Source organism: Chloracidobacterium thermophilum B, assembly GCF_000226295.1.
Lineage (GTDB): Bacteria > Acidobacteriota > Blastocatellia > Chloracidobacteriales > Chloracidobacteriaceae > Chloracidobacterium > Chloracidobacterium thermophilum.
Genome location: NC_016024.1, coordinates 2,506,856 through 2,529,014, shown reverse-complemented (window position 1 = coordinate 2,529,014; position 22,159 = coordinate 2,506,856). Strand labels below are relative to the sequence as shown.

Below are 22,159 nucleotides of genomic sequence, written 5' to 3'. Positions count from 1 at the left end.
GTTGTGTCTGCCGGTTGTGACTTTTCGCCCCGCCGTGCCGTCATACCGGGTGATGGCTGTTCTTGCGGACAGCCATCGCCATCCTGAAGAAAGGACGGCTGCGGTCTATGCCCTCCAACCCAGACCCCTTTGAAGCTGAACTGGCGGCCGCGCTGCGCCGAGTTGGGCCGCCCGCACCGCCATACCTTACGTCAGTTATCCGCAAAGCCCGCCGCCGCGTGGCTGCCCGCGACATCCTGAGCTGGATGCTCGGCCGCCTGTGGCTGGCTCTGGCGCGTTTTCTCGCCCCGCTCTTCATCTGGGTTCACCAACGGACCCTACAACCCTACCCACTAACCGAGACCCAAAGGAGGACTCCATGGAAACTCTGAACCGAACCCTGACCTGGATGAGTGATCCACTCGTCTCGCTTTACCAACGCTTTGCCAGCCTCGTTCCCAATATCCTTGGCGCCCTGCTTCTGCTGGCCTTCGGCTACCTGTTCGGCAAGGTGGCCGGCTCCGTGGCCCGGCGGCTGCTCGAACGCCTCGGCGTGGATCGCCTGTCCGAAAAATCCGGCCTGACGGCCTTTGCCCAGCAGTGGGGCATGACCCGCCCGCTGTCTTCTGTTCTCGGTACCTTCGTCTTTGCCTTTGTGATGCTGGCCTTCACCATCTCGGCTGCCGATGCCCTGGGCCTGGCCGCTGCCGGGGTCGCGATTACCTCCGTCATGCTGTTTCTGCCCAAGTTTCTGGCGGCCGTAATCGTACTCGTCGTGGGGCTGATGGTGGCCGGCTGGCTGGCTGAACTTGTCCGCCGGGTGGCTGACGGTGCCGGCATCGAGTACGCCCAAACCCTGTCCCGCATCACCATGGGCGTCCTGACGGCGCTGGTAGTGCTGCTCTCCATCGAGCAACTCGACATCCGTACGGCACTGCTCCAGGAAGTCATCGGCATTACCCTCATTGCCGTCGGTGCGGCGCTGGCGCTGTCCCTTGGGCTGGGCACCCGCACGCTGGCCGGTGAAATCGTGGCTGGTGTGTACATGCGCGACCTTCTGCAGGAAGGCGACCGCATCGAGTGGCAAGGGATCAAGGCGACCGTTCATGAAGTCGGCACCATCAAGACCAGCGTCCGGCTCGACGACGGACGGCTGTTGACCGTCGCCAACTCCCGCCTGATAGCCGATGAAGTCGCTATCGCCCGGCGTTGACGGAAAGCCGTTGACGGGAAGTTTGAAGGCAACTTCTGAGGGGCTGACCATGACCGGTGAGGACGATGCCACCCTCGTTTCCCGCGCACAGCAGGAACTGCCCTATCGCACCGGCGCCTTCGAGACACTGATGCGCCGGCACGGCCCGAATATCCAGGCCCTGTGCCGGCGCTTCACCCGCCAGACCGAAGAAGCCGAAGACCTCACCCAGGAAGTCATGCTCAAGGTGTTTTTTGAACTGCCACGCTTTCGTGGCGAAGCGGCTTTCCAGACCTGGCTGTGGCGCGTCACGGCCAACCATTGCCTGGATTATCAGCGCCGCCAGAAAACCCACCGGTTGGAAACCCTGGAGAGTGAAGAAACCGCCCACCTGCCCGACGACAAACAACGCCAGCTCCAGCAGACCGAAGCCCGCCTTGACGCTGAACGCCTGCTGGCCTGTCTCACGCCAGAAGACCGGCTCATCGTCCTGCTGCGCCTGAGCGTGGGGCTGGAGTTTTCCGAAATTGCCGCGAGCCTTGACTTGGGACTGTCCGCAGCCAAAATGCGCTACACCCGGGCGCTGGACAAACTGCGCGCCATCGCCCAGCCTGGCACCCAGCCCAGTCGCCCGGATTGAGCGCCACCAAAAGCCACAACGAAACCAGGTACGGCGGAAAACGGGCGGCTTCCTGCGCCAGCAACAGCAGGTCAATTTTCGCTGCCAGAACCCGTTGCAGGTCAGCTTCAGTATGTCTGAATGTCTGATGGCGGTTTGGTCCACCAAAATCGGTGTTCTCTAATCGTTATGCGTGATTCGCCACAGTAGAATCAGAAACAGACGCCCCCCGGCATGCGCTTTCATCCGATGCCGCCCCGCTGTGCTTTGCGGCGCGGCTGAAGTGCGAGTCGTCGGGTGCGACGCAACAATCGTGGAGATGAGAAGATGCAAAAGCAGTGGATCGTATCAAACCCAAAGGTGATGATGGGGAAACCTGTCATTGCTGGGACACGCATTACCGTTGAACTCATCCTGGAGAAACTCGCAGCGGGCGAAACAATAGAGCAGGTTCTTGAGGCACATCCCCACCTGACCCGCGAAGCCATCCTGTCCGCATTGGCATTTGCCAGAGACGCCCTGCGTGCAGATGTCGTTTACCCCCTGGCTTGAGACACTTTCATGAAGTTTTTGGCTGACGAAAGTGTTGACCGCCCCATTGTGGAACGTCTGCGCCAGGAGGGGCATCAGGTTTTATACATTGCTGAATTGAAGCCAGGGATACCTGATGATGCTGTCTTGAACCTGGCGAATCAGGAGACGGCATTGTTGCTGACTACAGACAAGGATTTCGGCGAGCTGGTATTTCGTCAGCGCCTCCACATGCATGGAGTGATACTGATTCGTCTGGCAGGCGTGACACCCGTTCGCAAAGCGGAGTTGGTGGCTTTGGCTGTCAGGGAGCACCTGAGTGAACTTCCACGTTCCTTTGCAGTCATCATGCCAGGGATATTTCGTGTTCGCCGTGTCAGCGAGTAGATTTTGACAGAGAGTTGCGTCTGGCAGGCGCTTACATCTGCGCGCCGTTGCCCAGTCCGGTCGCCCGGATTGAGCGCCACCCAAGGACACAATCGAACCAATACGGACGTGACATGTGCGCCTGCCGGTTACGGAGCGGGGGGCGGCCCGGCTTCCGGCGTCGCTGCGCCCCTGGACTCCTGCCCGCCAATGACAGCCCGCGCGTAGGGCGCGATGGGCACCAGATCGGCCCGCCGCCGGGCCGCTTCCAGCCACTGCCGTTGCTCCCGCTCGGCCCGTTCCCGTGACAGAATCTCCGTAATCAGCGCCCGCTGTTCGTCGTTGGGTGTTTCCGGGGTCACAGTGCCGGAAGCGGCCAGCGCCGGGCGCACCCGCGTTGCGTAATACTCCAGCACATCGTCATCCGTCACCAGTACGAAGGTCTGAAACCGGAAGTTGATGTACTTCTCCACTTGCAACCGCTCGCGGATGAGCCGCTCGAAGGTTTCGGCGTCCAGCCCAACCAATTCCAATCGCTCCCGGAAGACGGCTTCGGAAGGAAAACGTTTGATAAGGCGCTGTTTGGCCGCCGCCACTTCTTCGGCGGTCAGGTTGGCCAGCGGAAAGCGGGCGGCTTCCTGCGCCAGCAACAGCAGGTCAATTTTCGCTGCCAAAACCCGTTGCAGGTCAGCCTCCGAAATCGAGACCAGGTTGACATCGGGATCAAAGGCCAGAAACCACACCAGATCGCTCTGGGTGATGACATCCCCGTTGACCGTGGCCACCATGCGGTCGGCAAGAAACTCCCGGCCATTACTGCCCGGCGACTGGGCATAACCCACTGCCCCGCCAGCCGCAAACCAGAGGGCTACAAACCAGAGGGACACCAGCCAGAGCCATCCGGCCCGGCCACCCAGCCGCCCGGCCTGCCGCCAGCGCCACCAAATGCCGGTACGCCCCTGTCTGTGTCTGCCCATGCTCACGGTGATTCAGCCGTTTCCACCGGTGTTTCGCTGATGTCGGCTCCAATCTCGCGGAGTTTGCCGATCAGGTTGGCATAACCCCGCTGCACGAACTCGGTTCCATAAATCTGGCTCTCTCCGCTGGCAATGAGCGCCGCCATGACGTAGGCAAAGCCCGCCCGCAGGTCAGGGATGTGCAGTGTCCCGCCTCGCAGTAGCGTCGGCCCCGAAATCAGCGCGCTGTGCAGGTAGTTCTTGTTGGTAAAGCGGCATTCCCGGCTGCCCAGACAGTCGTTCGTCAGTTGGATGTGTGCGCCCATCGAAACCAGGGCCTCGACGTAGCCAAAACGGCTTTCATAGACCGTCTCGTGAACGACCGAAATGCCTTCCGCCTGGGTCAGCAGGACGACGAACGGCGGCTGCCAGTCCGTCATAAAGCCGGGATGCACGTCAGTTTCCAGATTGACCGGACGCAGCCGGTCCTGGCGGTAAAACCGGATGCCATCCGGGTAAATGTCAAACTCACCGCCGACTTTGCGCAGCCAGTCCAGAAACGTCACCATGTCGCGCTGGATGGCCCCTTTGACCAGCACTTCACCGCCCGTCGCCACGGCGCAGGCGGCAAAGGAGGCCGCTTCGATGCGGTCATCCATAACTTCGTATTCAACGGCCCGAAAACGGGTCGTGCCTTCGACAATCCACGTCCGGTTGACATCCTGATAGACCACTGCCCCCATGGCCTGGAGCATCCCGGCCAGATTGAGAATTTCCGGTTCGATGGCGGCATTCCGAATGACCGTCCGCCCACGCGCGCCGACGGCCGCCATCAGCAGGTTCTCCGTCGCCCCGACGCTGGGGTATTCAAGGTTGATGATGTTGCCGTGAAGCCGGTCGGCCTGAAACCGATAAGACGTCCGCGAGATTTCTTCAACGTGCGCTCCCAACTGCCGCAGGCCGGCGATGTGGTAGTTGATCGGGCGCGGCCCAATCGAGCAGCCCCCGATGGTGGTCAGTTCAGCTTTGCCGAGCCGGTGCAGCAACGGCGACACAAACAGAATCGGCGTACGGGTCGAGCCGCTGTATTTGAGGGGAATGACGGCGTTGTTGATATTGCGGGCGTCAATCTCAACCGTTGTTTCATCCCGCCACCGGTAGCGCGCGCCGAGTTCTTCACACAGTTTGAGCGTGATTTCGACATCCGTAATGCGCGGCACGTTGTGCAGTGTCGTCGTGCCGTCGGCGATGAGCGCCGCCACGATCATTTTCAGGGCAGCATTTTTGGCGCCTGAAACCCGTAGCGTGCCCTGCAACGGGCGTCCCCCGACGATGTCGTAGCGAGTTGGCATGTGAGTGTGGCCCCCGGTTCACAAGATTCCCAGGCAGTGGGCGCAGAACTCCGCCGCCGATGGTGGCGTAAATCAGCACGCCAGCGCAATGTGGCGTCATACGTCGTGCTTGTCGGACATCCCCGCCTGGCGGATAATGGAAGAAGGATCCGGGACTGAGCCAGGCGCTTGTGGGAAGTCAGTTCAGAAAGACACCAGCCAAGCGTCGGGTCGTGGGACGAAACCGCCGGGCTGCACAACCAGGGAGGTGTGACCATGGTCAAGACGCAAATCAGTGGCATCATGACCTACCAGGATGCTGTGCTGGCACTCGATGCCGGCGCTGATGCCCTTGGTTTCGACCTCAATCCACGCAGCGAATACCACATTGCCCCGGCGGCCGTCCGCGAGATTGCCGACCGTCTGCCCCCGTTCGTACCGGTGGTCGGCATATTTCACAACGAGTTCAACTTCGAGGCGCTGCGCTCCATGGTGGAAGCGGCCAAGGTTTCGGTCGTGCAGCTTGACGGCAATGAAAGCGCCGATTACTGCCGCCAGTTCAGCGCCTGGCGCCTCGTCAAAAAGCTGCGCGTCGGCGATGATTTCGATGTGATGCGGGTGAAAACCTATCCGGTTTCGGCGATCCTCCTGGAGGGTGACTCGCCGGATGGGCAGGGGGGACGCCTGTTCGACTGGCGCTTTGCTGCCGCCGCCAAGCAGTATGTCCGGGTGATTCTCTCCGGCGGACTGACGAGCGAAAATGTCGCCACGGCGATTCGGACCGTCAAACCCTACGCCGTCAATGTGCGCGAAGGGGTTGAATCCGCGCCGGGCCGTAAGGACCGCATCAAGCTGCAAACGTTCATGCTTGAAGTCGAACGCGGCCGGCAGGAAGCCGCCCGTTCAACCACGGGACGCCTGCCACGCCTCGAATTTTGAGTTTTGCTTTTGGGGCTTGCACCGGCAACTTGACAGCTTTGGTAAGGCAAGGTACAACTTTGTGCTGCTTTCCCGGAAAGCAGCGGGATGAAGAATGCGGATGTGGCGGAATTGGCAGACGCGCATGGCTCAGGACCATGTGGGCTTCGGCCCTTGAAGGTTCAAGTCCTTTCATCCGCACCACTTTGGCACCCGTAGCTCAGTTGGATAGAGCGTCTGACTACGAATCAGAAGGTCATAGGTTCGAATCCTGTCGGGTGCACCACACTCCGGTGAAAAACATTGAGGCAGCCTGCAATGACGGGCTGCCTCGGCGTTTTTTTGAGTCCCGGATGCCGGGCGCACCCGAAGGTTAATCGGCGGCTGCGGCCTGTGGCGCTGTGGATGCACTTCTGCTTTTCCATTCGAGCAGCGCCCGCCGCATCGCATCGCGTGAGATGCCGTGGGTGACACGCATCCCGAAGCGCCGTTCGAGGAATTCCTCGAAGCTGACCCACTCGCCGTCAATCCGCACCTTCTTGGACCAGGCGCAAATCGTGATGAGGGCTTCCGGGTTGGCCAGATTGTCTGAACCGCCCTCGGCCAGAACAAGAGATTCAAGTGTCTGCCGTGCCGCCAGCCGGACTTCCATCTGGTCAATCACAATGCCAGCGAGGTCTTCGAGAATGGCCAACTCTTCGGGTTTGGGTGCCGGCCGTGGCTCCCGGTCAATGACACAGACGGTCCCCAGCCGGTAGCCATCGTGGGTGATGAGCGGCGCGGCGGCATAGAAGCGCAGCCCAAACTCGCCAACCACGAGGGGATTTTCCCGTGTCCGGGGGTCTTGCAGGGCATCTGTAACCAGGTAGCACTGATCCTGGCAAACCACGGAGGCGCACAACCCGGGGGCGCAGGGAATTTCAGTAACGCCGCTGAGACCTTCCCGTGCTTTGAACCAGATGCGGTCCTGGTCAACCAGGGAGACAAGGGCAATCGGAACGTGAAAGATACGGGCGGCAATCCGGGCGACGCGGTCAAACGTCCCGTCTGGCGGTGTGTCGAGGATGTCATACCGCTGGAGAGCTGCCAGACGCTCGGCATTGGTGATGTAGGCAACGTCCATAAGCCATACCGTCTTTGAAACAGGATTGAAACTGTGGGGCGACAAAGGACTCTAACGCCGGGCAGAGGTTTTTGCACCAAAAAATCCTTCCCGCGTCGTGACGGTCTTTTCTTTACGCGGTCACTGCCCAGTCAGCCGGCGCGGCGAGCCGCTTTATTCTCTTCGGAGACAGGTTCAGAAGGTTTCAGCCGGGATGCCCAGCGCCCGAACCCGCTCGGCAATGGCTTCGAGTTCGGCCCGGGAGACCTTTTCCAGCGTCGCTTCAGCCGGTGTACGGTCAAGGCTGTAGAGATGCACTTCTGTGGGCTGAATCCGCGCTACGTGACCCAGCCAGGCGGCGACTTCTTCCGGCGTGGTGTTGTCAATCGGCGCACCCGCTGAGACACCACGGAAGAACATGCTCTGAAGCATCTTAGGGCCGTCAAAGGCACAGATGTCTTCCACGATGCGCGCCAGGGTGAGTTGTCCGTAGGGGCGATCCACACGCCGGAACATGGCTTCCGTGCCGGCATCGAGCTTGAACTGGCGAATATCCGCCCGCTGCAAGCCAGCGCGCACTTCCGGTCGGCGCAGCCGGGTGGCATTGGTAAGAACGGCGACCTTAGCCTGCGGTGCATAGCGGTCACGCAACTGGCAGGTCTCTTCCACTAAATCCCGGAAGCGTGGATGAAGCGTGGGTTCGCCGTTGCCGGCAAAGGTGATGGCGTCAAGCCGGATGCCCTGCGCCTGACACTGCCTGAGTTTGGCTTCGAGTTCGGCGGCCAGCGTCTCAAAGCGCGGCATGTTTCCGGCCGGACGGTCGGAAACCGTCCAGCCGCATTCACAGTAGGGACAATCGAAGTTGCAGACTTTTGTTTCGACAGGCAGAGGATTGACCCCCAGACTGACGCCCAGCCGCCGCGAGGGCACCGGGCCATAGACATACGTCGTGTGCAGTTGGGTCTGGGGGTCAATATCGTGGGTATGGTCCTGCGTCATGCCGCCATGGCGTAGCCGCCGGCATCACCCGCCGTGATGAGTTCATCCGGGGAAAGCCAGCGGCCCGGAGTAAGGTCGGGATTGGGAGCGAAATCATCCACCAGCCAGAATCGCAGGTCCGGTGTCTGGCGCTGGAGTTTGGTAATGACCTCGCTATCGAGTGGCTGCGGACGATACACCATCAAGGTGCCGACCCGCTGGTGAACGCGGCGGGCCGCCATAGCATTCTGAAACACCGGCAGGCAACGCTGCCCCTCGATTTCGGTCATCAGCCATTCACCGTTGGCACGTTGCATGGCATACATCGGTTCATTCATGGTCGGGAACCTCCGTTGGTCTCTTGCTCAATATGACATCACGCCAGGTAAAACGTTCGTCTTGGGTACACAGGTTTCCCGGCTTTTCTGAAGGGAGCTTCATCCTGCGCGCCTTTTCTGGAATTGAATGTGCTTCGGCAGACACAATCACGGCAGGACGGGGCCGCCGGCATGAACATCTGTAGTGTCGTCGGCGCGCGTCCCAACTTTGTCAAGCTGGCTCCGCTTGCCCGCGAACTGGCGCAGCGCCCACAGGTCACGCACTGCATCATCCACACCGGACAGCACTACGACCCGGCCCTGACCGATGCCTTTTTTCGTGATCTGGAAATACCGGCCCCGGACCATACGCTGGGCATCGGGTCAGGAACGGCTACGGACCAGACCGCCCGTACGATGCTGGCACTGGAGCCGCTTTGGCTGGCCCGGCGGCCGGACTGGGTGGTGGTCGTCGGAGACGTGAACGCCACGCTGGCGGCGACATTGACGGCCGTGCAGTGCGGCCTTCGGGTCGCCCACGTTGAAGCCGGACTACGCAGTTTCGACCGCACGATGCCGGAAGAAACCAACCGCCGGCTGGTGGATGCCGTCGCCGACCTGCTCCTGACACCCAGCGCCGACGCCGACGCCAACCTGCTGCGCGAGGGGGTTGATCCGGCGCGCATCCGGCGCGTCGGCAACATCATGGTGGACAGCCTGCTGGCGGCCCTGCCCCGCGCAGCCCAATCTCCCATTCTCGACACACTGGGACTGACGCCGGGGCAGTATGCCGTCGTCACCCTGCACCGTCCCTCCAACGTGGATAATCCGGCCACACTGCGCCGTCTTGTACAGGCGCTCATCCAGCTTGCACGGCGACTGCCCGTTGTCTTTCCAGTGCATCCGCGCACCCGGACGCGGCTGGAAGCCCTTGACCTGCCTGACCTTACGCGGCTGCGCTGCCTGCCTCCGCTGGGCTATCTGGATTTTCTCCAGTTGTGGCGGCAGGCGCGGCTGGTACTGACCGACTCCGGCGGACTGCAGGAAGAAACCACGGTGCTGGGCATCCCCTGTCTGACCCTGCGCACGACGACCGAGCGCCCGATTACAGTCCGGGAAGGCACCAATCAGGTGGTGGGCACCGAACCGGCTGCGATTCTGGCCGCCGCTGAAGCCTGCCTGTCCGGTCCCTTTCCGCTGGAACCACGTCGCCCGGAGCTGTGGGACGGCCAGACCGCCCGGCGTATTGCGGATGTCCTGCTGGTCGGCTAACGATTACCCCGTGCCGCGCCACGCAACGGCCGGTGAGCGCGCGCCCGTTCGCAAAAAGGTTCTCTGCCCGCATGCCGCTGTCCGCGTCCTTACGTTTCATCCTGTCGCGCTTTCCGGCGCAGCACCTGCTTGTCATTGGCGATGCCATCGCGGATGAGTTCATCCACGGCACGATTGCCCGCGTGTCGCGGGAAGCGCCGGTGCTCATCCTGCGGCACGAGTTCACGGAAATCATCCCCGGCGGCGCCGCCAATGCCGCGGCCAATGCGGCTGCCTTGGGCATCCCGACGACCTGGATTGGCGTCATCGGCCGCGACCGTTCCGGGCGGTGCGTTCTGACCGACCTGCGGCGGCGTGGCATCTGCACCACGCCGGCGGTGGTACTGCCGGGGCGTCCGACGCCAACCAAGAGCCGCGTCCTGGCCGGCTTGCCCAATGCCGCGCGCCAGCAGGTGATTCGGCTGGACCGTGAGGAAACGTCTCCTCTGCCGCCGGGTGTCGTCGAAACCCTGACGGCCCGGGTACGCGCCGCCCTGCCCACGGCCACTGGCGTGGTACTGTCCGACTATGGCTACGGCAGCACACCGCCCGAAGTGATTGCACTGCTTCGGGCCTGGCACAAGGCCACCCGCCTGCCAGTCGTGGCGGATTCACGGCACCGGCTGGCAGACTTTCACAGTCTGACCGCCGCGACGCCAAACCAGGAAGAAGCCGAACGGCTGGCCGGCGCAACCTTCCACGACCTTGACGCCGCCAGTTACCATGCGGAACGGTTGCGGGAGCAGCTTGCACTCGATGCCCTGCTGCTGACACGTGGTGCAGAGGGCATGACGCTGGCCCGTAGTGGAACTGCTCCGCTGTCCATTCCGGTTCACGGCAGCCGGACGCCGGTGGATGTGACCGGCGCAGGTGATACGGTCCTCGTGGCCTTTACCGCCGCGCTGGCCGCCGGTGCTGACTGGGAAACGGCCATGCATCTGGCCAACATTGCCGCCGGTATCGTCGTCATGAAGCGTGGCACGGCGACCGTCTCGGCGGCGGAAATCGAAACGGCTCTTTCGAACGAAGACCTGCCATGACCTTTGCACTGCCAACCGCTTTTTCCATTCGGAACGTCGTCATTCAACCGCCGCTGGTGCTGGCCCCTATGGCCGGGGTGACGGATTCCGCCTTTCGGGGACTCATCAAGCGGCTGGGGGGCGTGGGCCTGATCGTGACGGAGTTCATCAGCGTCGAGGGCCTGACGCGCGGCAATCTTAAGACCCACAAGATGATGAAGTTCACCGACGCGGAACGTCCCATCTCGATTCAGTTCTTTGGGGTTGATCCGAAGCGCATGGCCGATGCCGCCGAAGTCGCCCAGGAAGCCGGCGCCGATATTGTGGATGTCAACTGCGGCTGTCCGGCCAAAAAGGTCGTCGGACGCGGGGCCGGTTCGTCGCTGCTCCGCGATCTGCCGCATCTGGCCGTCATTTTGCGGGAAATGCGCCGGCGCATCACCATTCCGCTCACGATCAAGATTCGTACCGGCTGGGACGACAACTCGATTGTGGCCGTGGAAGTCGGCAAGCTGGCGGAAGATTGCGGCGTTGAGGCCATTGCCATTCACGGGCGGACGCGCATGCAGGGCTACAGCGGCTTTGCCAACTGGGACATCATCGCCCAGGTCAAACAGGCGGTCTCCATTCCGGTCATCGGCTGCGGGGATGTCCGCCAGCCGGCGGATGCCATTCGCCGTTTCCGTGAAACCGGCGTGGATGGCGTCATGATTGGCCGCGGCGCCATGGCCAACCCGTGGATTTTCCGGCAAACCGCCGAAGCCATGCGCGGCGAAACGCCCTACCGCCCGACGCTCTACGACAAACGGGATGTCCTGCTCGAATACTTTGACCTGATGCTGGCCGAGTGTCCGACGGAAACGGCCGCCATGGGCAAGGTCAAGCAGCTCTGTGCGCAGTTTACGAAGGGTCTGCCGGGCGGGGCTATCTTCCGTACCCAGGTGTTTCACGCCCAGACCCGGACGGAACTCACCGAACGCATCGCCGACTACTTTACCCGCATGGGTGAACGGGAAGCCGCCGGCGAGTGGCTGCCGGAGCCGGAAGAAGCCCTGGATGAGGTGCCCGCCTGTGCGCATGTGTAGGGGCAGGTATGGGAACCTGCCCCTACACATGCGCATACCTGCCCATGTGCGGCAGCTACATGCGGAAGACGCCATAGCGGGGCGCCGGTTCCTCGGCAAAGCCGGAGTTGTAGGACATCGAAATGCCAATGGCCAGGACGCGCCGGGTGTCGCGCGGGTCAATGATGCCGTCGTCCCAGAGTCGCGCCGTGGCGTAGTAAGCTGACGATTGCGCCTCGAACTGTTCGACGACTTCGCGCCGCATGGCTTCCAACTGTTCCGGGTTGGGCGTCTGCCCACGGGCTTTCATAGCCGCCAGCCGGACCTGCACCAGGACGCCGGCCGCCTGTTCGCCGCCCATGACGGCAATCCGGCTGTTGACCCAGGAAAAGAGCAGCCGTGGGTCGTAGGCGCGGCCGCACATGGCATAGTTGCCGGCCCCGTAGGAGCCGCCCACGATGACTGAAAACTGCGGCACGGTGGCATTGGACACCGCCTGGATCATCTTCGAGCCGTGCTTGACGATGCCTTCGTGCTCGACCTTGCGGCCAATCATGAAACCGGGCGTGTTGTGCAGATAAATGATCGGGAGGCGTGCCTGATTGCAGAGCTGGATGAAGTGGGCTGCTTTGAGGGCGCATTCCGAAAACAGAATGCCGTTGTTGGCGATGATGCCGACCAGAAAGCCCTCGATGTGGGCGTGGCCGGTAAGGAGCGTCGGGCCGTAGTCGCGCTTGAATTCGAGAAACCGCGAGCCGTCCACAATCCGGGCGATGACCTCACGCATGTCGAAGCTTTTGCGCGGGTTGGCCGGAATGATGCCCAGCAGTTCGTCCGGGTCATAGGCCGGCAGCTCCGGCGTCTGGTAGTTGGGCACCGGCGGTTTGCGCCAGTTGAGGCTGGCGACGATCTCGCGTCCAATCCGAATGGCGTCAGCATCGTCTTCCGCCGTGTAGTCACTGACGCCCGACACGCGCCCGTGCATGTCCGCGCCGCCCAGGGTTTCGTCGTCAATGTCCTCGCCCGTGGCCGCTTTGACCAGCGGCGGCCCGCCGAGAAACACCTTGGCCTGCCGCCGGACCATGACGACGTAATCGGACATGCCCGGCACATACGCGCCGCCGGCCGTGCTGCTGCCAAACACAAGGGCCACCTGGGGAATGCCCCGCGCCGACAGCCGCGCCTGATTGCCGAAGCCGCGGCCGCCCTCGACGAACATTTCCGCCTGGTAAAACAGGTTGGCCCCGGCCGATTCCACGAGCGAGATGCATGGCAGACGGTTTTCAAGCGCAATTTGCTGTGCGCGCAGGCTTTTCTTGACCGTCATCGGATAAAACGCGCCGCCCTTGACCGTGGCATCGTTGGCCGTGATGAGGCACTCCACGCCGTGGACGCGCCCGATGCCGGCAATGAACGAGGCGCAGGGCGCTTCGTTGTCGTACATCTCCCAGGCCGCCAGCGGCGACAGCTCAAGGAAGTCACTGCGCGGGTCAATCAACTGCTCGATGCGTTCGCGGGGAAGCAGCTTGCCACGGCTGCGGAAGCGTTCCTGGGCGGCCGGGCCGCCGCCCTGCCGGACAAGTTCCAGACGCTCGTGCAGTTGTTCGCACTGCGCCAGCATGGCGGTGTAGTTGGTCTGGAATTCTTCGCTGTCGGTTTTGATTTTCGACTCAATCAGCATAAGGGGTTCATCAGGCGTAAGATCACTTCTGCAAACTTTCGAGAATCCGCTTGCGGAAGGTGGCTGTTTCCCGGCGGATGGCCGCTTCGTCAAGTGTCAGGATGCGCCGGTCACGCATCAGCAGTTTGCCGTTGACGACGACGGTTTCCACGTCGCTGCTTTTGGTGGCATAGACGAGCGTCGAAGCAAGCTGGTAGTTGGGAAGCTGGCGCGGGTTGGACACATCCACGATGATGAAATCCGCCAGCTTGCCGGCTTCGAGCGAGCCAATCCGGTCGGCCATGTGAATGGCCCGGGCGCCTTCAATCGTGGCCATTTCGAGGATGGTCTCGGCCGGCAGTACCGTTGGATCGCGGCGCACAACCTTGTGGAGCTTGGCCGCCGTGTCCATTTCCTCAAACAGGTCAAGGTCGTTGTTGGAAGCTGCACCGTCCGTTCCCAGCCCCACGGCAAGTCCGGCGGCGCGCATCTCCGGGACGGCGGCCACACCGGCCGCCAGCTTCATGTTGCTCTGCGGGCAGTGGACAATGCCCACGTTGTACTTTTTCAGAATGGCGTATTCATCCGGCTGGGTCTGGATGACGTGAGCGGCAATCGTGCGTGCGCCCAGCACGCCAACCCGTTCGACGTGCGGAATCGGACGCCTGCCGTATCGCTCCAGAATGGTCTGGGTTTCGGTATCGGCTTCGGCAAGGTGAATGACCAGTGGAACGCCATGCTTGTCAGCCAGCTTGCGGCAGGCGATGAGCGTTTCCGGCGCGCAGGTGTAGGGCGCGTGGGGTGCTACGGCCGGCGTGATGAGCGGATGGCCAGTTTTGTACTTCTGGATAAACCGCTCGGCCTGCGCCAGTCCAATCTGCGGCGTCAGGGCGTCCGGCACGGGAAAGTCAATGATGGTCTGTCCCACAATGGCGCGCAGTCCGGCGGCTTCGGTGACATCGGCGATGTCGTCCTCGAAGTAGTACATATCCACAAAGCAGGTCGTGCCGCTGCGGATCATTTCCAGGCAGGCGAGGCGCGTCCCGGCCCGGACCATTTCGCGGGTGACGTTTTTGGCTTCGGCCGGGAAGATGAACTTCGTCAGCCATTCCTGAAGCGCCAGATCGTCGGCCAGTCCGCGAAACAGTGTCATCGGGACGTGCGTGTGCGCGTTGATGAGGCCCGGCAGGACGGCCTTGCCGCTGGCTTCGATGACCGTCCTGGCCCGGTACTGGCCAGCTTCGGCGGCCGTGCCAACCGCCACGATGCGATTGCCCTGCACGGCGAGAAAACCATCGGGGATGATGCGCCGCTGGGCGTCCATCGTCACCACGGTGCCGCCGCGCACGAGCAGGTCAACGGTGGTTGTCGCGCGCATCTGGCCGGGCGTCAGCAGCAGGGCCGACGCCAGCAGCCAGAACAGGATGAAGGTGAGGGAGGGAAACGCTTTCAACCGCGAATGCAAGGAAGACATCCTGGGTGTGTCTTAGGATTCAGCCACGCGGGATTCAGCCGCGCGCCAGCGCTCCCTGTCTCCGATGGGCTTCGAGAATGGCTGCCGCCGCACGCCGACCGCTGGATACCGCACCTTCCATACTGTCGTAAAAGCGTTGCTGTGTATAGCCGCCGGCCAGAAAGAAGTTGGGCACCGGTGTTTTCTGGGTCGGGCGCAGGCGGTCAATGCCGGGTTTCGTCGCAAAGACCGACTGCGGGATACGCACGACCACGGCCTTGGTGACTTTGGCCCTGGGCGCCGTGTTCGGAAAGCAGGATTTGACATCTTCCCAAACGCGCCCAACGATTTCTTCATCGCTCTGTCCGATGATGTCGCGCGCCGGTGCCACGACAAACTCCATGCGTGAGCGGCGCTGCGCCATTTCGGCCTTCTGGTCGAGGAAGTAATCCGGAGTCGTGTTCCCAAAGTCGGCATAGACCGGGATGATGCCGTCGGGGCAGAAAAGGATGTTGTCAATGAAGGAAATCTGGCGGTCAAACCACATCTGCACCGTGACGACGGGGACGCCCTCAAACTGGTCCAGGTTGCCGAAGAAGGGGTCTTCCTTGAGTTCGGACGGAATGACCCGCTGGAGTTTGTGAATCGGCAGGGCTGTCAGGTAGTAGTCGCCCACGATGCGCTCGCCGGTGATGAGTTCAACGCCGGCAATCTGGCGCTTCTCATTGAGGAGCAGCGTTTTGACGTTGCAGTTGGTACGAATCCGGCCGCCCTTGTTCGTGATGTAATCGGCCAGCGGCTGCGTGAGATGTTCCTGGGGCGAACCCTTCAGAAAACCCATGCGGGAAGCGTGCGGCTCGCGCAGGAACGTCCCGGCCACGTCCAGCACGACTTTGGCCGAAATTTCTTCGGGCGGCATGAACTTCAGCGACAGCGTCATGGGCAGAAACATCTTCTTGAGCATGCGCTCGTTGATGCCCCAGCGCCGATGCCATTCCTGGTAGGTGTAACGGTCCTGCTCGGCCATGTACTGCTCATTGCCAAACACCATCGGGAACAGCGACTTGCCCAGTGTCAGCTTTTCGGGCAGCGAAAAGTAGTGGTTCTCGAACACGGCCGGCAGCAGATGCAGCGGCGAGGGAAGTTTTGTCGTGCGGAAGCTGAACCGTTCACCGCCGGCAAGCGTGTAGGTCAGTTTGTGTTCTTTCCACAGGATGCGGTTGTAGATGCCGAGTTCCTTCATCAGTTCGTAGATTTCGACGTACGCCCCGAAAAAGACGTGCAGACCGGTTTCAATCCAGTCGCCGTCGGCATCCTTCCACGCTGAAACCTTGCCGCCGAGAATGGGGCGCTGCTCCAGAAGTTCAATCTCAAAGCCGTTGTCCACGAGGGTTTTGGCGGCGGCAAGTCCGGCGAGACCGCCGCCACAGATGATCACGCGCGGGCGTCCGCCCGTTGCCGTTGCCAGTGCTGGTGCCGTCATATCCTGAAAAAGCCTTCTCTGGGAAATTGCCTGTGGGGGCTGGTCATTGAAGCGCGTTACAGTATCACCTTGCCCGGCGGCTGCAATGTCTGCTTGCTGACGGGCGCAGCCGCCGGCCGGAACGGCTGCACCGCAGGTTTCCTGACGGTCTTTTCAGCCAAAGGTGGCGAGGGTTTCCCGCAGGGCCGCAAGCTGGTTTTCGAGCGCCAGCCGTTGTTCCTGCTTTTCCGCCACGACTTCCGGGGCGGCGCGTTCAGCAAAGCCAGGCCGGTTGACCACTTCCAGAAGCTGATGCAGCGCCTTTTCGTGTTTGGCGATTTCCTTTTCGAGGCGCGCGCGTTCGGCCTGGGCATCCACGAGTCCGGCCAGCGGCAGTGCGAGCCGGACGCCTTCCGGCGTGACGCTGCGCGCACAGAAGCCCAGATCGGGCAGTTCGTCGTGGGCGACGACGGCCGTGGCGCGGGCCAGCCGCAGGATAGCTGGCTTTTGCTCAAGCAGCAGTTGGCTCAGGGAAGCATCAGCGGCAAAGTGCACCTCGACTTGGGCGCTCGGTGGCAGGTTCATTTCGGCACGGATGTTTCGGACGCGGCTGATCAGGTTGATGACGGCTTCCATCTGCCGTTCGGCTTCCAGGTCAAGGTCGGCAACGGCGGCCTGTGGATAGGGAGCCATGCACAGGCTGGACGGCCGCTCGCCGTCCGCCCAGACATAGCGGCTCACCTGCTGCCAGAGTTCCTCGGTGATGAAGGGCATGAACGGATGCAGCAGCCGCAGGGCATGTTCCAGCGTTGCGGCCAGACGGGCGCGGGCAGCCGTTCGCTCCGGTGTGTCCTCAGCCGCCGAGACGACGGGTTTGACCAGTTCGATGTACCAGTCGCAAAAGTCGTTCCAGAAGAACTTGTAAAGCGTCAGAGTGGCGTCATGGAAGCGGAAGTTTTCCAGCGCCTCGGTGACTTCAGCCGTGACGCGCGTCAGACGCGACTGCATCCAGCGGTCGGCCAGTCCGGGCTTGTCTTCCGGGCGGGGCAGGGGCGCGGCCGGGTCCGGGAGGTTGCCGAGCGTGAAGCGGGCGGCATTCCAGATTTTGTTGGCAAAGTTCCGTGCCGCTTCCATCTTGCTTTCCTGGAGCTTGATGTCGTTGGCACCAGTCACGGCCGAGACGAGCGAAAACCGTACGGCATCGGTGCCGTATTTCTCAAAGACTTCGAGCGGGTCCACGACATTGCCCTTGGTCTTGGACATTTTCTGTCCCTGGGCATCGCGGACCAACCCGGTGACGAAGACGCAGCGAAAGGGCACATCGCCGGTGAAGTGCAGGCTCATCATCATCATGCGCGCCACCCAGAAAAAGATGATGTCAAAGCCGGTGACGAGCACATCCGTCGGGGTAAAGCGTTGCAGGTCGGGGTTGGCGGCGTCACGCGCCGGATCGCCCGTCCAGCCGAAGGTCGAAAAGGCCCACAGGGCCGAAGAAAACCACGTGTCCAGAACGTCCTCGTCCTGCGTCAGAGGCGCGTCATCGGGCAAACCAAGCTGATGACGCGCTTCCGCTTCCGAACGCGCCACGGCCAGGCGGCCGTCCGGGGCATACCACGCCGGAATGCGGTGTCCCCACCACAGTTGCCGCGAGATGCACCACGGGCGGATGTTTTCCATCCAGTCGAAGTACACCTTCTCCCACGAACTGGGGATAAACCGCGTGCGTCCTTCGCGCACGGCGACAATGGCCTTTTCGGCCAGCGGTTTGACATCGAGAAACCACTGTTCGGAGACGAGCGGCTCAATAGGGACGCCGGAACGCTGGCAGTGTCCGACGTTGTGCGTGTAGTCCTCGACCTTGACCAGCGCGCCGAGTTCGGCAAGCTGCTGGATGACCTTTTCGCGCGCCTTGAAGCGGTCAAGACCAGCGAAGCCAGCTCCGGCGGCTTCAGTCATTGTGCCGTCTTTCCCGATGACGACGATGAATTCCAGCCCGTGGCGCTTGCCCAGCTCGAAGTCGTTGGGGTCGTGGGCCGGGGTGACTTTGACGGCTCCGGTGCCAAAGCTGATTTCCACGGCTTCATCGGCAATGATTGGAATGTCGCGGCTCACGATGGGCAGCCGGACGCGCTGCCCGATGAGATGCCGGTAGCGGTCATCGGCCGGGTGCACCGCAACGGCCGTATCGCCCAGCATCGTTTCCGGGCGGGTCGTGGCGACGATGATTGTTTCCTCCCGTCCGATGACCGGGTAGGCCAAGTGATAAAGCTTGCCCCGAACCTCCTTCATTTCGACTTCGAGATCGGAAACGGCCGTTTGAAGCTTTGGCGACCAGTTGACCATGTAGGCGCCACGGTAGATGCGGCCTTCCTCATACAGCCGCACGAAGACTTCGCGCACGGCCTGACTGAGACCCTCATCGAGGGTGAACCGCTCCCGCGACCAGTCCACACTGACACCTTCCAGGCGCATCTGGCGCTGGATGGTGCCGCCGGACTCGGCTTTCCAGGCCCAGACACGGGCTTCAAACTCGGCGCGGGTCAGGTCAGTCCGTTTGATACCTTCAGCGGCAAGCTGTTTTTCCACAACCATCTGTGTGGCGATGCCGGCGTGGTCGGTGCCCGGCAGCCAGAGCGTGCACCGGCCCTGCATCCGTCGCCAGCGGGTCAGCACGTCCATCAGGGCGTGCTGAAGGGCGTGCCCCATGTGAAGCGAGCCGGTAACATTGGGCGGCGGGATGACAATGCAGAACGGCTGGCCCGTTCCCTGGGGTTGGAAGTACCCGCCCTGCTCCCAGAACGGATACCACTTCTGTTCGATATGTTTGGGTTCGTAGGCTTTGGGTAGGTCGTGTGGCATGGCGTCGTGTGGCAAATGCGGTTTCCAAGGGGCGGCGCCGGGGGTGGTGATGTCAGGCGCAACCGGACATCACGGTTGGCGCAGCGCGCGATGTTCTAGCAGGAAGTTTCACTGATTTCACGGCTTCCAAACAGCCTGCCGTCTGGGTTAGGCTTGCGGGCCAGAAAAAGCTCTGCCTTTCCCGGTATGTCCCCGGCACATTTCTGAAATTCTGGCGAGAAAGACCTTATGCCAACCGTGACGTTTCAGCCGTCCGGGCAGAAAGTTGAAGTGGCGCCCGGCACGACTTTACTGAGTGCAGCCCAGCAGTCCGGCCAGCCGTTGCTTCATTTCTGCGGCGGTCACGGCATCTGTCAGACCTGTGAAATCCGTGTGGATGCAGCCATGGCGGCTGCCCTGTCCGAACCGGATGCCAAGGAACGGCGCTGGTTCGACCCCAGTGACCTGGCGGCCGGACGGCGGTTGGCCTGTTGCGCCCAGGTTCAGAAAGACCTCACGGTGACATTGCCGGCGGCCAAGCGTCTCGACATTGCTGCCCAGTTTGAGAAGCTGACGTTCAGCGAGGGGCTGCAATTGTGGTTTCGCATGGTGGCTGCCGCCTCGGAAGACTTCCTCAACCATGCCCGCCACGGCTACGCCGCCGTGCTCAACGGGCTGGAGACCGTACAGGAAAAGGGTGTGGCTGAGTTACCAACGCTGACGGCGCAGTTTGTCAATGCCAGTCTGACGAGCGGCATTCTGGCCTTTGAAGCCGTGGCGACCGGCATGGCGCGGAGCATGAGCGGTTTCGCGGCATCGCCGGCCTCAGCGACTGCGCCAGCGGCTGCTCCCGCGCCGGCGGCCACGTCGCCCAGGCCGACGCCCAAGGCGGCAGAGGGCGAGTCCAGGCCGGAAACCAAAACCTCCGAAGCCAGGCCGGTGGCAATGGAAGTCAAGCCGCGGCCGCGTCCCGGCAGTGAGACCCGTCCGGCTGGTGAAACTCGTTCCCGCAGCGAGACCCGTTCGGGTAGTGAAACCCGTTCAGGTGCGGAGCCGCCCAAGCCCGGTGACCGGCAGCCGTAGCATGTTCAGGGAGCGCGTTCAGGGGGCGTGTTCGGGGCGATTGGGAAACTTTTACCTGTCGGCAACATGTCGGTAACGTGCCGCACTAGAATAGCTCGTGGGTGAGCTTTACCAGTCTGGCTTTGTGGCATCGGAAAACCTTTCGATGCCACTTTTTTTCTTTCCATGATGGAATGGCTGGGGGCTTGCGATGCGTACCTTGCGCCAACTCAGGATTACCGGTTTCAAGTCCATTGCCGACGCCGAGCTGACCTTCACCGACCTCGACATCCTCATTGGCGCGAATGGTTCAGGAAAATCCAACCTGATTGGCGTCTTCCGGTTGCTGGAGCGGGTGCTCTCACGCAACCTGCAACTGTATGTCGCCGGTGAGCCGGATCGTTTTCTGCACCACGGCCGAAAGACAACGCCGGCGCTGTCACTGGACTTTACCTTCGATAAAAACGCCTACGGCTTCAAACTCAAGGCGGTTCAGGACACGCTCATCTTTGAGTACGAGCGCGTCGAATACAGTGGCTACTGGACGTATGGCGAGCCAATCGCCGTTGGTCACAAGGAAAGCCAGCTTGAAGAAGCGGCTGTCGCCTACAGGAACCAGATTCCCAGGTTTGTTTTCCCCAAGGTACGGAATCTCGTCGTCTATCACTTTCACGATACCTCGGACAGCTCACCGGCAAAACGGATGGCCGATCTGGAAGACAACCGGTTTTTGCGCCCTGATGCGGCCAACCTGCCGGCGTACCTGTACTGGTTGCAGGAAAAGCATCCGCGTCACTTCCAGCAGATCGAAGAGTATATCCGTCTCGTCGCGCCGTTTTTTGAAGGCTTCACACTGGCACCCTCGCGGCTCAACGAGAAGAAGATCAAGCTGGAGTGGCGTCAAAAAGGCTCGGCGGCGTACTTCGACGCCTATGCCCTCTCGGACGGTACGCTCCGTTTCATCTGTCTGGCGACGTTACTGCTTCAGCCTTCGCCGCCAGCGCTGATTTTGCTCGACGAGCCGGAACTCGGTCTGCATCCCTTTGCCATTCGGATGCTGGCCGAAATGCTGGAAGTGGCTTCCAGGCGGTCACAAGTGCTGCTGGCGACGCAGTCTGTGACCCTGCTCAACCACTTTGCGCCGGAGCAGGTCATCGTCGCCGAGCATGACGGGCTGAAAACGACTTTCAACCGACTCAACAAAGACAGGCTCAGGGATTGGCTGGAAGCGTACAGCCTGGGTGAGTTGTGGGAGAAGAACGTCCTGGGGGGGCGTCCATGACCCGGCTGCTGATGCTGGTTGAAGGGCAAAGCGAAGAAATTTTTGTCAAACGGGTGCTGACGCCACACTTGGCGTCATACGGCGTACATGTTGCCCATCCCGTCGTTTTGTGGACAAAACGTTTACCTGCCGGAAGCGGATTTCGCGGCGGCGCGGTGGGTTGGCAACAGATTCTGGGAGACCTTCGGCGCCTGCTCGGAGATTCTGATGCCTGGGTGACGACCATGCTTGATTACTACGGGCTGCCGAAGGGCTTTCCGGGACAGCAGGCAGCACAGGGGGCTGGTTCGGCGCAGCAAAAAGTTGCCCGGTTGGAAGCCAGCTTTGCACAAGCGATCAACCATCAAAGGTTTATTCCGTTTCTGGCGCTGCACGAATTCGAAGCCTGGCTCTTCAGCGACTCTGAAACCGTTGCCGACTATTTCGGGCAGGCCAAGCTGGCGAACAGGCTGCATGCCATCCGGTCGCGGGCTGGCGGGCCGGAACTGATCAACGACGGTCAAACCACGCATCCCAAGGCGCGCTTGTCTGCTCTGATAGCCGACTACAAGGAAACCTCAGACGGCCCGACGCTGTTGCACCGGATTGGCATTGCGGCCCTTCGGGCTGCCTGCCCGCATTTCGATGCCTGGCTGAAACGGTTGGAATCACTGGGTAAACCATGACCGGCTGCGGATTGGCGAGAGCCGGTAAGTCGTGCGCCGGGTTGGGAGGCGATG

21 protein-coding genes and 2 tRNA genes are annotated in these 22,159 nt (G+C 61.8%); 14 read left to right on the top strand and 9 right to left on the bottom strand.

Annotated features, from left to right (window positions below; translation table 11 throughout):
- The first annotated feature begins 107 nt into the window (after positions 1–107).
- The 5 genes from CABTHER_RS17035 to CABTHER_RS10435 all read left to right on the top strand — a co-directional run bounded on the left by CABTHER_RS17035 (position 108) and on the right by CABTHER_RS10435 (position 2,708).
- Positions 108–371 (top strand): hypothetical protein, encoded by a 264-nt coding sequence (locus CABTHER_RS17035; protein ID WP_148264030.1) that lies wholly within the window; start codon positions 108–110, stop codon positions 369–371.
- Positions 359–1,192, top strand: a complete 834-nt coding sequence (locus tag CABTHER_RS10450) for a mechanosensitive ion channel family protein (protein WP_014100610.1) — start codon at positions 359–361, stop codon at positions 1,190–1,192. The genes CABTHER_RS17035 and CABTHER_RS10450 overlap by 13 nt, the downstream gene beginning before the upstream one ends.
- A gap of 49 nt (positions 1,193–1,241) precedes the next feature.
- The gene (locus CABTHER_RS10445; protein WP_014100609.1) at positions 1,242–1,811 is read left to right on the top strand and encodes a sigma-70 family RNA polymerase sigma factor; all 570 of its coding nucleotides are present in this window, start codon (positions 1,242–1,244) and stop codon (positions 1,809–1,811) included.
- A 306-nt stretch (positions 1,812–2,117) separates the two neighbouring features.
- Complete coding sequence (locus tag CABTHER_RS10440) at positions 2,118–2,342, top strand: DUF433 domain-containing protein (protein WP_014100608.1); 225 nt, start codon at positions 2,118–2,120, stop codon at positions 2,340–2,342.
- Between the two features lie 9 nt (positions 2,343–2,351).
- Positions 2,352–2,708, top strand: a complete 357-nt coding sequence (locus CABTHER_RS10435) for a DUF5615 family PIN-like protein (protein WP_014100607.1) — start codon at positions 2,352–2,354, stop codon at positions 2,706–2,708.
- Positions 2,709–2,836: 128 nt separating this feature from the next.
- On the opposite strand, the gene CABTHER_RS10430 is transcribed toward CABTHER_RS10435, so the two are convergent.
- Positions 2,837–3,664 (bottom strand): SurA N-terminal domain-containing protein, encoded by an 828-nt coding sequence (locus tag CABTHER_RS10430; RefSeq protein WP_014100606.1) that lies wholly within the window; start codon positions 3,662–3,664, stop codon positions 2,837–2,839.
- A 2-nt stretch (positions 3,665–3,666) separates the two neighbouring features.
- Positions 3,667–4,995, bottom strand: a complete 1,329-nt coding sequence (gene murA, locus CABTHER_RS10425) for a UDP-N-acetylglucosamine 1-carboxyvinyltransferase (protein ID WP_014100605.1) — start codon at positions 4,993–4,995, stop codon at positions 3,667–3,669.
- Between the two features lie 255 nt (positions 4,996–5,250).
- Between murA and CABTHER_RS10420 the strand changes: the two genes are divergently transcribed.
- The 3 genes from CABTHER_RS10420 (at position 5,251) to CABTHER_RS10410 (ending at position 6,178) form a co-directional block, all read left to right on the top strand.
- Positions 5,251–5,913 carry a phosphoribosylanthranilate isomerase gene (locus CABTHER_RS10420; RefSeq protein ID WP_148264029.1) on the top strand — a complete coding sequence of 221 codons (663 nt, stop codon included), beginning with the start codon at positions 5,251–5,253 and terminating at the stop codon, positions 5,911–5,913.
- Between the two features lie 96 nt (positions 5,914–6,009).
- Positions 6,010–6,096: transfer RNA gene (locus CABTHER_RS10415), tRNA-Leu, on the top strand.
- A 5-nt stretch (positions 6,097–6,101) separates the two neighbouring features.
- Positions 6,102–6,178 (top strand) — tRNA-Arg (locus CABTHER_RS10410).
- A gap of 87 nt (positions 6,179–6,265) precedes the next feature.
- On the opposite strand, the gene CABTHER_RS10405 is transcribed toward CABTHER_RS10410, so the two are convergent.
- The 3 genes from CABTHER_RS10405 to CABTHER_RS10395 all read right to left on the bottom strand — a co-directional run bounded on the left by CABTHER_RS10405 (position 6,266) and on the right by CABTHER_RS10395 (position 8,310).
- A complete protein-coding gene (locus tag CABTHER_RS10405; RefSeq protein ID WP_014100603.1) occupies positions 6,266–7,015 on the bottom strand; it encodes a GAF domain-containing protein in 750 nt (249 codons plus the stop codon).
- A gap of 174 nt (positions 7,016–7,189) precedes the next feature.
- The gene (locus tag CABTHER_RS10400; RefSeq protein ID WP_014100602.1) at positions 7,190–7,993 is read right to left on the bottom strand and encodes a radical SAM protein; all 804 of its coding nucleotides are present in this window, start codon (positions 7,991–7,993) and stop codon (positions 7,190–7,192) included.
- The gene (locus CABTHER_RS10395) at positions 7,990–8,310 is read right to left on the bottom strand and encodes an NUDIX hydrolase (protein ID WP_014100601.1); all 321 of its coding nucleotides are present in this window, start codon (positions 8,308–8,310) and stop codon (positions 7,990–7,992) included. The genes CABTHER_RS10400 and CABTHER_RS10395 overlap by 4 nt, the downstream gene beginning before the upstream one ends.
- 171 nt (positions 8,311–8,481) lie before the next feature.
- On the opposite strand from CABTHER_RS10395, the gene wecB reads away from it, so the two are divergent.
- From wecB to dusB, 3 genes are all read left to right on the top strand, one after another.
- A complete protein-coding gene (gene wecB, locus CABTHER_RS10390; RefSeq protein ID WP_014100600.1) occupies positions 8,482–9,561 on the top strand; it encodes a non-hydrolyzing UDP-N-acetylglucosamine 2-epimerase in 1,080 nt (359 codons plus the stop codon).
- Positions 9,562–9,632: 71 nt separating this feature from the next.
- Entirely contained in the window at positions 9,633–10,640 is a 1,008-nt protein-coding gene (locus CABTHER_RS10385) for a bifunctional heptose 7-phosphate kinase/heptose 1-phosphate adenyltransferase (protein ID WP_014100599.1), read from the top strand.
- On the top strand, positions 10,637–11,704 hold the full coding sequence (gene dusB / locus CABTHER_RS10380; RefSeq protein WP_014100598.1) for a tRNA dihydrouridine synthase DusB: 1,068 nt from the start codon (positions 10,637–10,639) through the stop codon (positions 11,702–11,704). Before CABTHER_RS10385 ends, dusB begins: the two co-directional genes overlap by 4 nt.
- Positions 11,705–11,759: 55 nt before the next feature.
- Here dusB and CABTHER_RS10375 read toward each other — a convergent pair whose 3' ends face one another.
- The 4 genes from CABTHER_RS10375 to CABTHER_RS10360 all read right to left on the bottom strand — a co-directional run bounded on the left by CABTHER_RS10375 (position 11,760) and on the right by CABTHER_RS10360 (position 19,117).
- Positions 11,760–13,364, bottom strand: coding sequence for an acyl-CoA carboxylase subunit beta (locus tag CABTHER_RS10375; RefSeq protein WP_014100597.1), 1,605 nt, complete (start codon positions 13,362–13,364; stop codon positions 11,760–11,762).
- 22 nt (positions 13,365–13,386) lie between these two features.
- Complete coding sequence (locus tag CABTHER_RS10370; protein WP_014100596.1) at positions 13,387–14,817, bottom strand: amidohydrolase; 1,431 nt, start codon at positions 14,815–14,817, stop codon at positions 13,387–13,389.
- 34 nt (positions 14,818–14,851) lie between these two features.
- Positions 14,852–16,279, bottom strand: coding sequence for an FAD-dependent oxidoreductase (locus CABTHER_RS10365; protein ID WP_014100595.1), 1,428 nt, complete (start codon positions 16,277–16,279; stop codon positions 14,852–14,854).
- A gap of 153 nt (positions 16,280–16,432) precedes the next feature.
- Positions 16,433–19,117 (bottom strand): valine--tRNA ligase, encoded by a 2,685-nt coding sequence (locus tag CABTHER_RS10360; RefSeq protein WP_014100594.1) that lies wholly within the window; start codon positions 19,115–19,117, stop codon positions 16,433–16,435.
- A gap of 228 nt (positions 19,118–19,345) precedes the next feature.
- On the opposite strand from CABTHER_RS10360, the gene CABTHER_RS15985 reads away from it, so the two are divergent.
- The 3 genes from CABTHER_RS15985 to CABTHER_RS10345 all read left to right on the top strand — a co-directional run bounded on the left by CABTHER_RS15985 (position 19,346) and on the right by CABTHER_RS10345 (position 22,105).
- Positions 19,346–20,179, top strand: coding sequence for a 2Fe-2S iron-sulfur cluster-binding protein (locus tag CABTHER_RS15985; RefSeq protein WP_014100593.1), 834 nt, complete (start codon positions 19,346–19,348; stop codon positions 20,177–20,179).
- Positions 20,180–20,369: 190 nt separating this feature from the next.
- Positions 20,370–21,440 (top strand): AAA family ATPase, encoded by a 1,071-nt coding sequence (locus CABTHER_RS10350; protein ID WP_014100592.1) that lies wholly within the window; start codon positions 20,370–20,372, stop codon positions 21,438–21,440.
- Positions 21,437–22,105: a DUF4276 family protein gene (locus CABTHER_RS10345; RefSeq protein ID WP_014100591.1), complete on the top strand. Its 669-nt coding sequence runs from the start codon at positions 21,437–21,439 to the stop codon at positions 22,103–22,105. Before CABTHER_RS10350 ends, CABTHER_RS10345 begins: the two co-directional genes overlap by 4 nt.
- Positions 22,106–22,159: the final 54 nt, after the last annotated feature.

Bases quoted from the DNA above. Each gene is read 5' to 3' on its own strand.
- CABTHER_RS17035 (WP_148264030.1), top strand. From the start codon at position 108: ATGCCCTCCAACCCAGACCCCTTTGAAGCTGAACTGGCGGCCGCGCTG.
- CABTHER_RS10450 (WP_014100610.1), top strand. From the start codon at position 359: ATGGAAACTCTGAACCGAACCCTGACCTGGATGAGTGATCCACTCGTC.
- CABTHER_RS10445 (WP_014100609.1), top strand. From the start codon at position 1,242: ATGACCGGTGAGGACGATGCCACCCTCGTTTCCCGCGCACAGCAGGAA.
- CABTHER_RS10440 (WP_014100608.1), top strand. From the start codon at position 2,118: ATGCAAAAGCAGTGGATCGTATCAAACCCAAAGGTGATGATGGGGAAA.
- CABTHER_RS10435 (WP_014100607.1), top strand. From the start codon at position 2,352: ATGAAGTTTTTGGCTGACGAAAGTGTTGACCGCCCCATTGTGGAACGT.
- CABTHER_RS10430 (WP_014100606.1), bottom strand. From the start codon at position 3,664: ATGGGCAGACACAGACAGGGGCGTACCGGCATTTGGTGGCGCTGGCGG.
- murA (WP_014100605.1), bottom strand. From the start codon at position 4,995: ATGCCAACTCGCTACGACATCGTCGGGGGACGCCCGTTGCAGGGCACG.
- CABTHER_RS10420 (WP_148264029.1), top strand. From the start codon at position 5,251: ATGGTCAAGACGCAAATCAGTGGCATCATGACCTACCAGGATGCTGTG.
- CABTHER_RS10405 (WP_014100603.1), bottom strand. From the start codon at position 7,015: ATGGACGTTGCCTACATCACCAATGCCGAGCGTCTGGCAGCTCTCCAG.
- CABTHER_RS10400 (WP_014100602.1), bottom strand. From the start codon at position 7,993: ATGACGCAGGACCATACCCACGATATTGACCCCCAGACCCAACTGCAC.
- CABTHER_RS10395 (WP_014100601.1), bottom strand. From the start codon at position 8,310: ATGAATGAACCGATGTATGCCATGCAACGTGCCAACGGTGAATGGCTG.
- wecB (WP_014100600.1), top strand. From the start codon at position 8,482: ATGAACATCTGTAGTGTCGTCGGCGCGCGTCCCAACTTTGTCAAGCTG.
- CABTHER_RS10385 (WP_014100599.1), top strand. From the start codon at position 9,633: ATGCCGCTGTCCGCGTCCTTACGTTTCATCCTGTCGCGCTTTCCGGCG.
- dusB (WP_014100598.1), top strand. From the start codon at position 10,637: ATGACCTTTGCACTGCCAACCGCTTTTTCCATTCGGAACGTCGTCATT.
- CABTHER_RS10375 (WP_014100597.1), bottom strand. From the start codon at position 13,364: ATGCTGATTGAGTCGAAAATCAAAACCGACAGCGAAGAATTCCAGACC.
- CABTHER_RS10370 (WP_014100596.1), bottom strand. From the start codon at position 14,817: ATGTCTTCCTTGCATTCGCGGTTGAAAGCGTTTCCCTCCCTCACCTTC.
- CABTHER_RS10365 (WP_014100595.1), bottom strand. From the start codon at position 16,279: ATGACGGCACCAGCACTGGCAACGGCAACGGGCGGACGCCCGCGCGTG.
- CABTHER_RS10360 (WP_014100594.1), bottom strand. From the start codon at position 19,117: ATGCCACACGACCTACCCAAAGCCTACGAACCCAAACATATCGAACAG.
- CABTHER_RS15985 (WP_014100593.1), top strand. From the start codon at position 19,346: ATGCCAACCGTGACGTTTCAGCCGTCCGGGCAGAAAGTTGAAGTGGCG.
- CABTHER_RS10350 (WP_014100592.1), top strand. From the start codon at position 20,370: ATGCGTACCTTGCGCCAACTCAGGATTACCGGTTTCAAGTCCATTGCC.
- CABTHER_RS10345 (WP_014100591.1), top strand. From the start codon at position 21,437: ATGACCCGGCTGCTGATGCTGGTTGAAGGGCAAAGCGAAGAAATTTTT.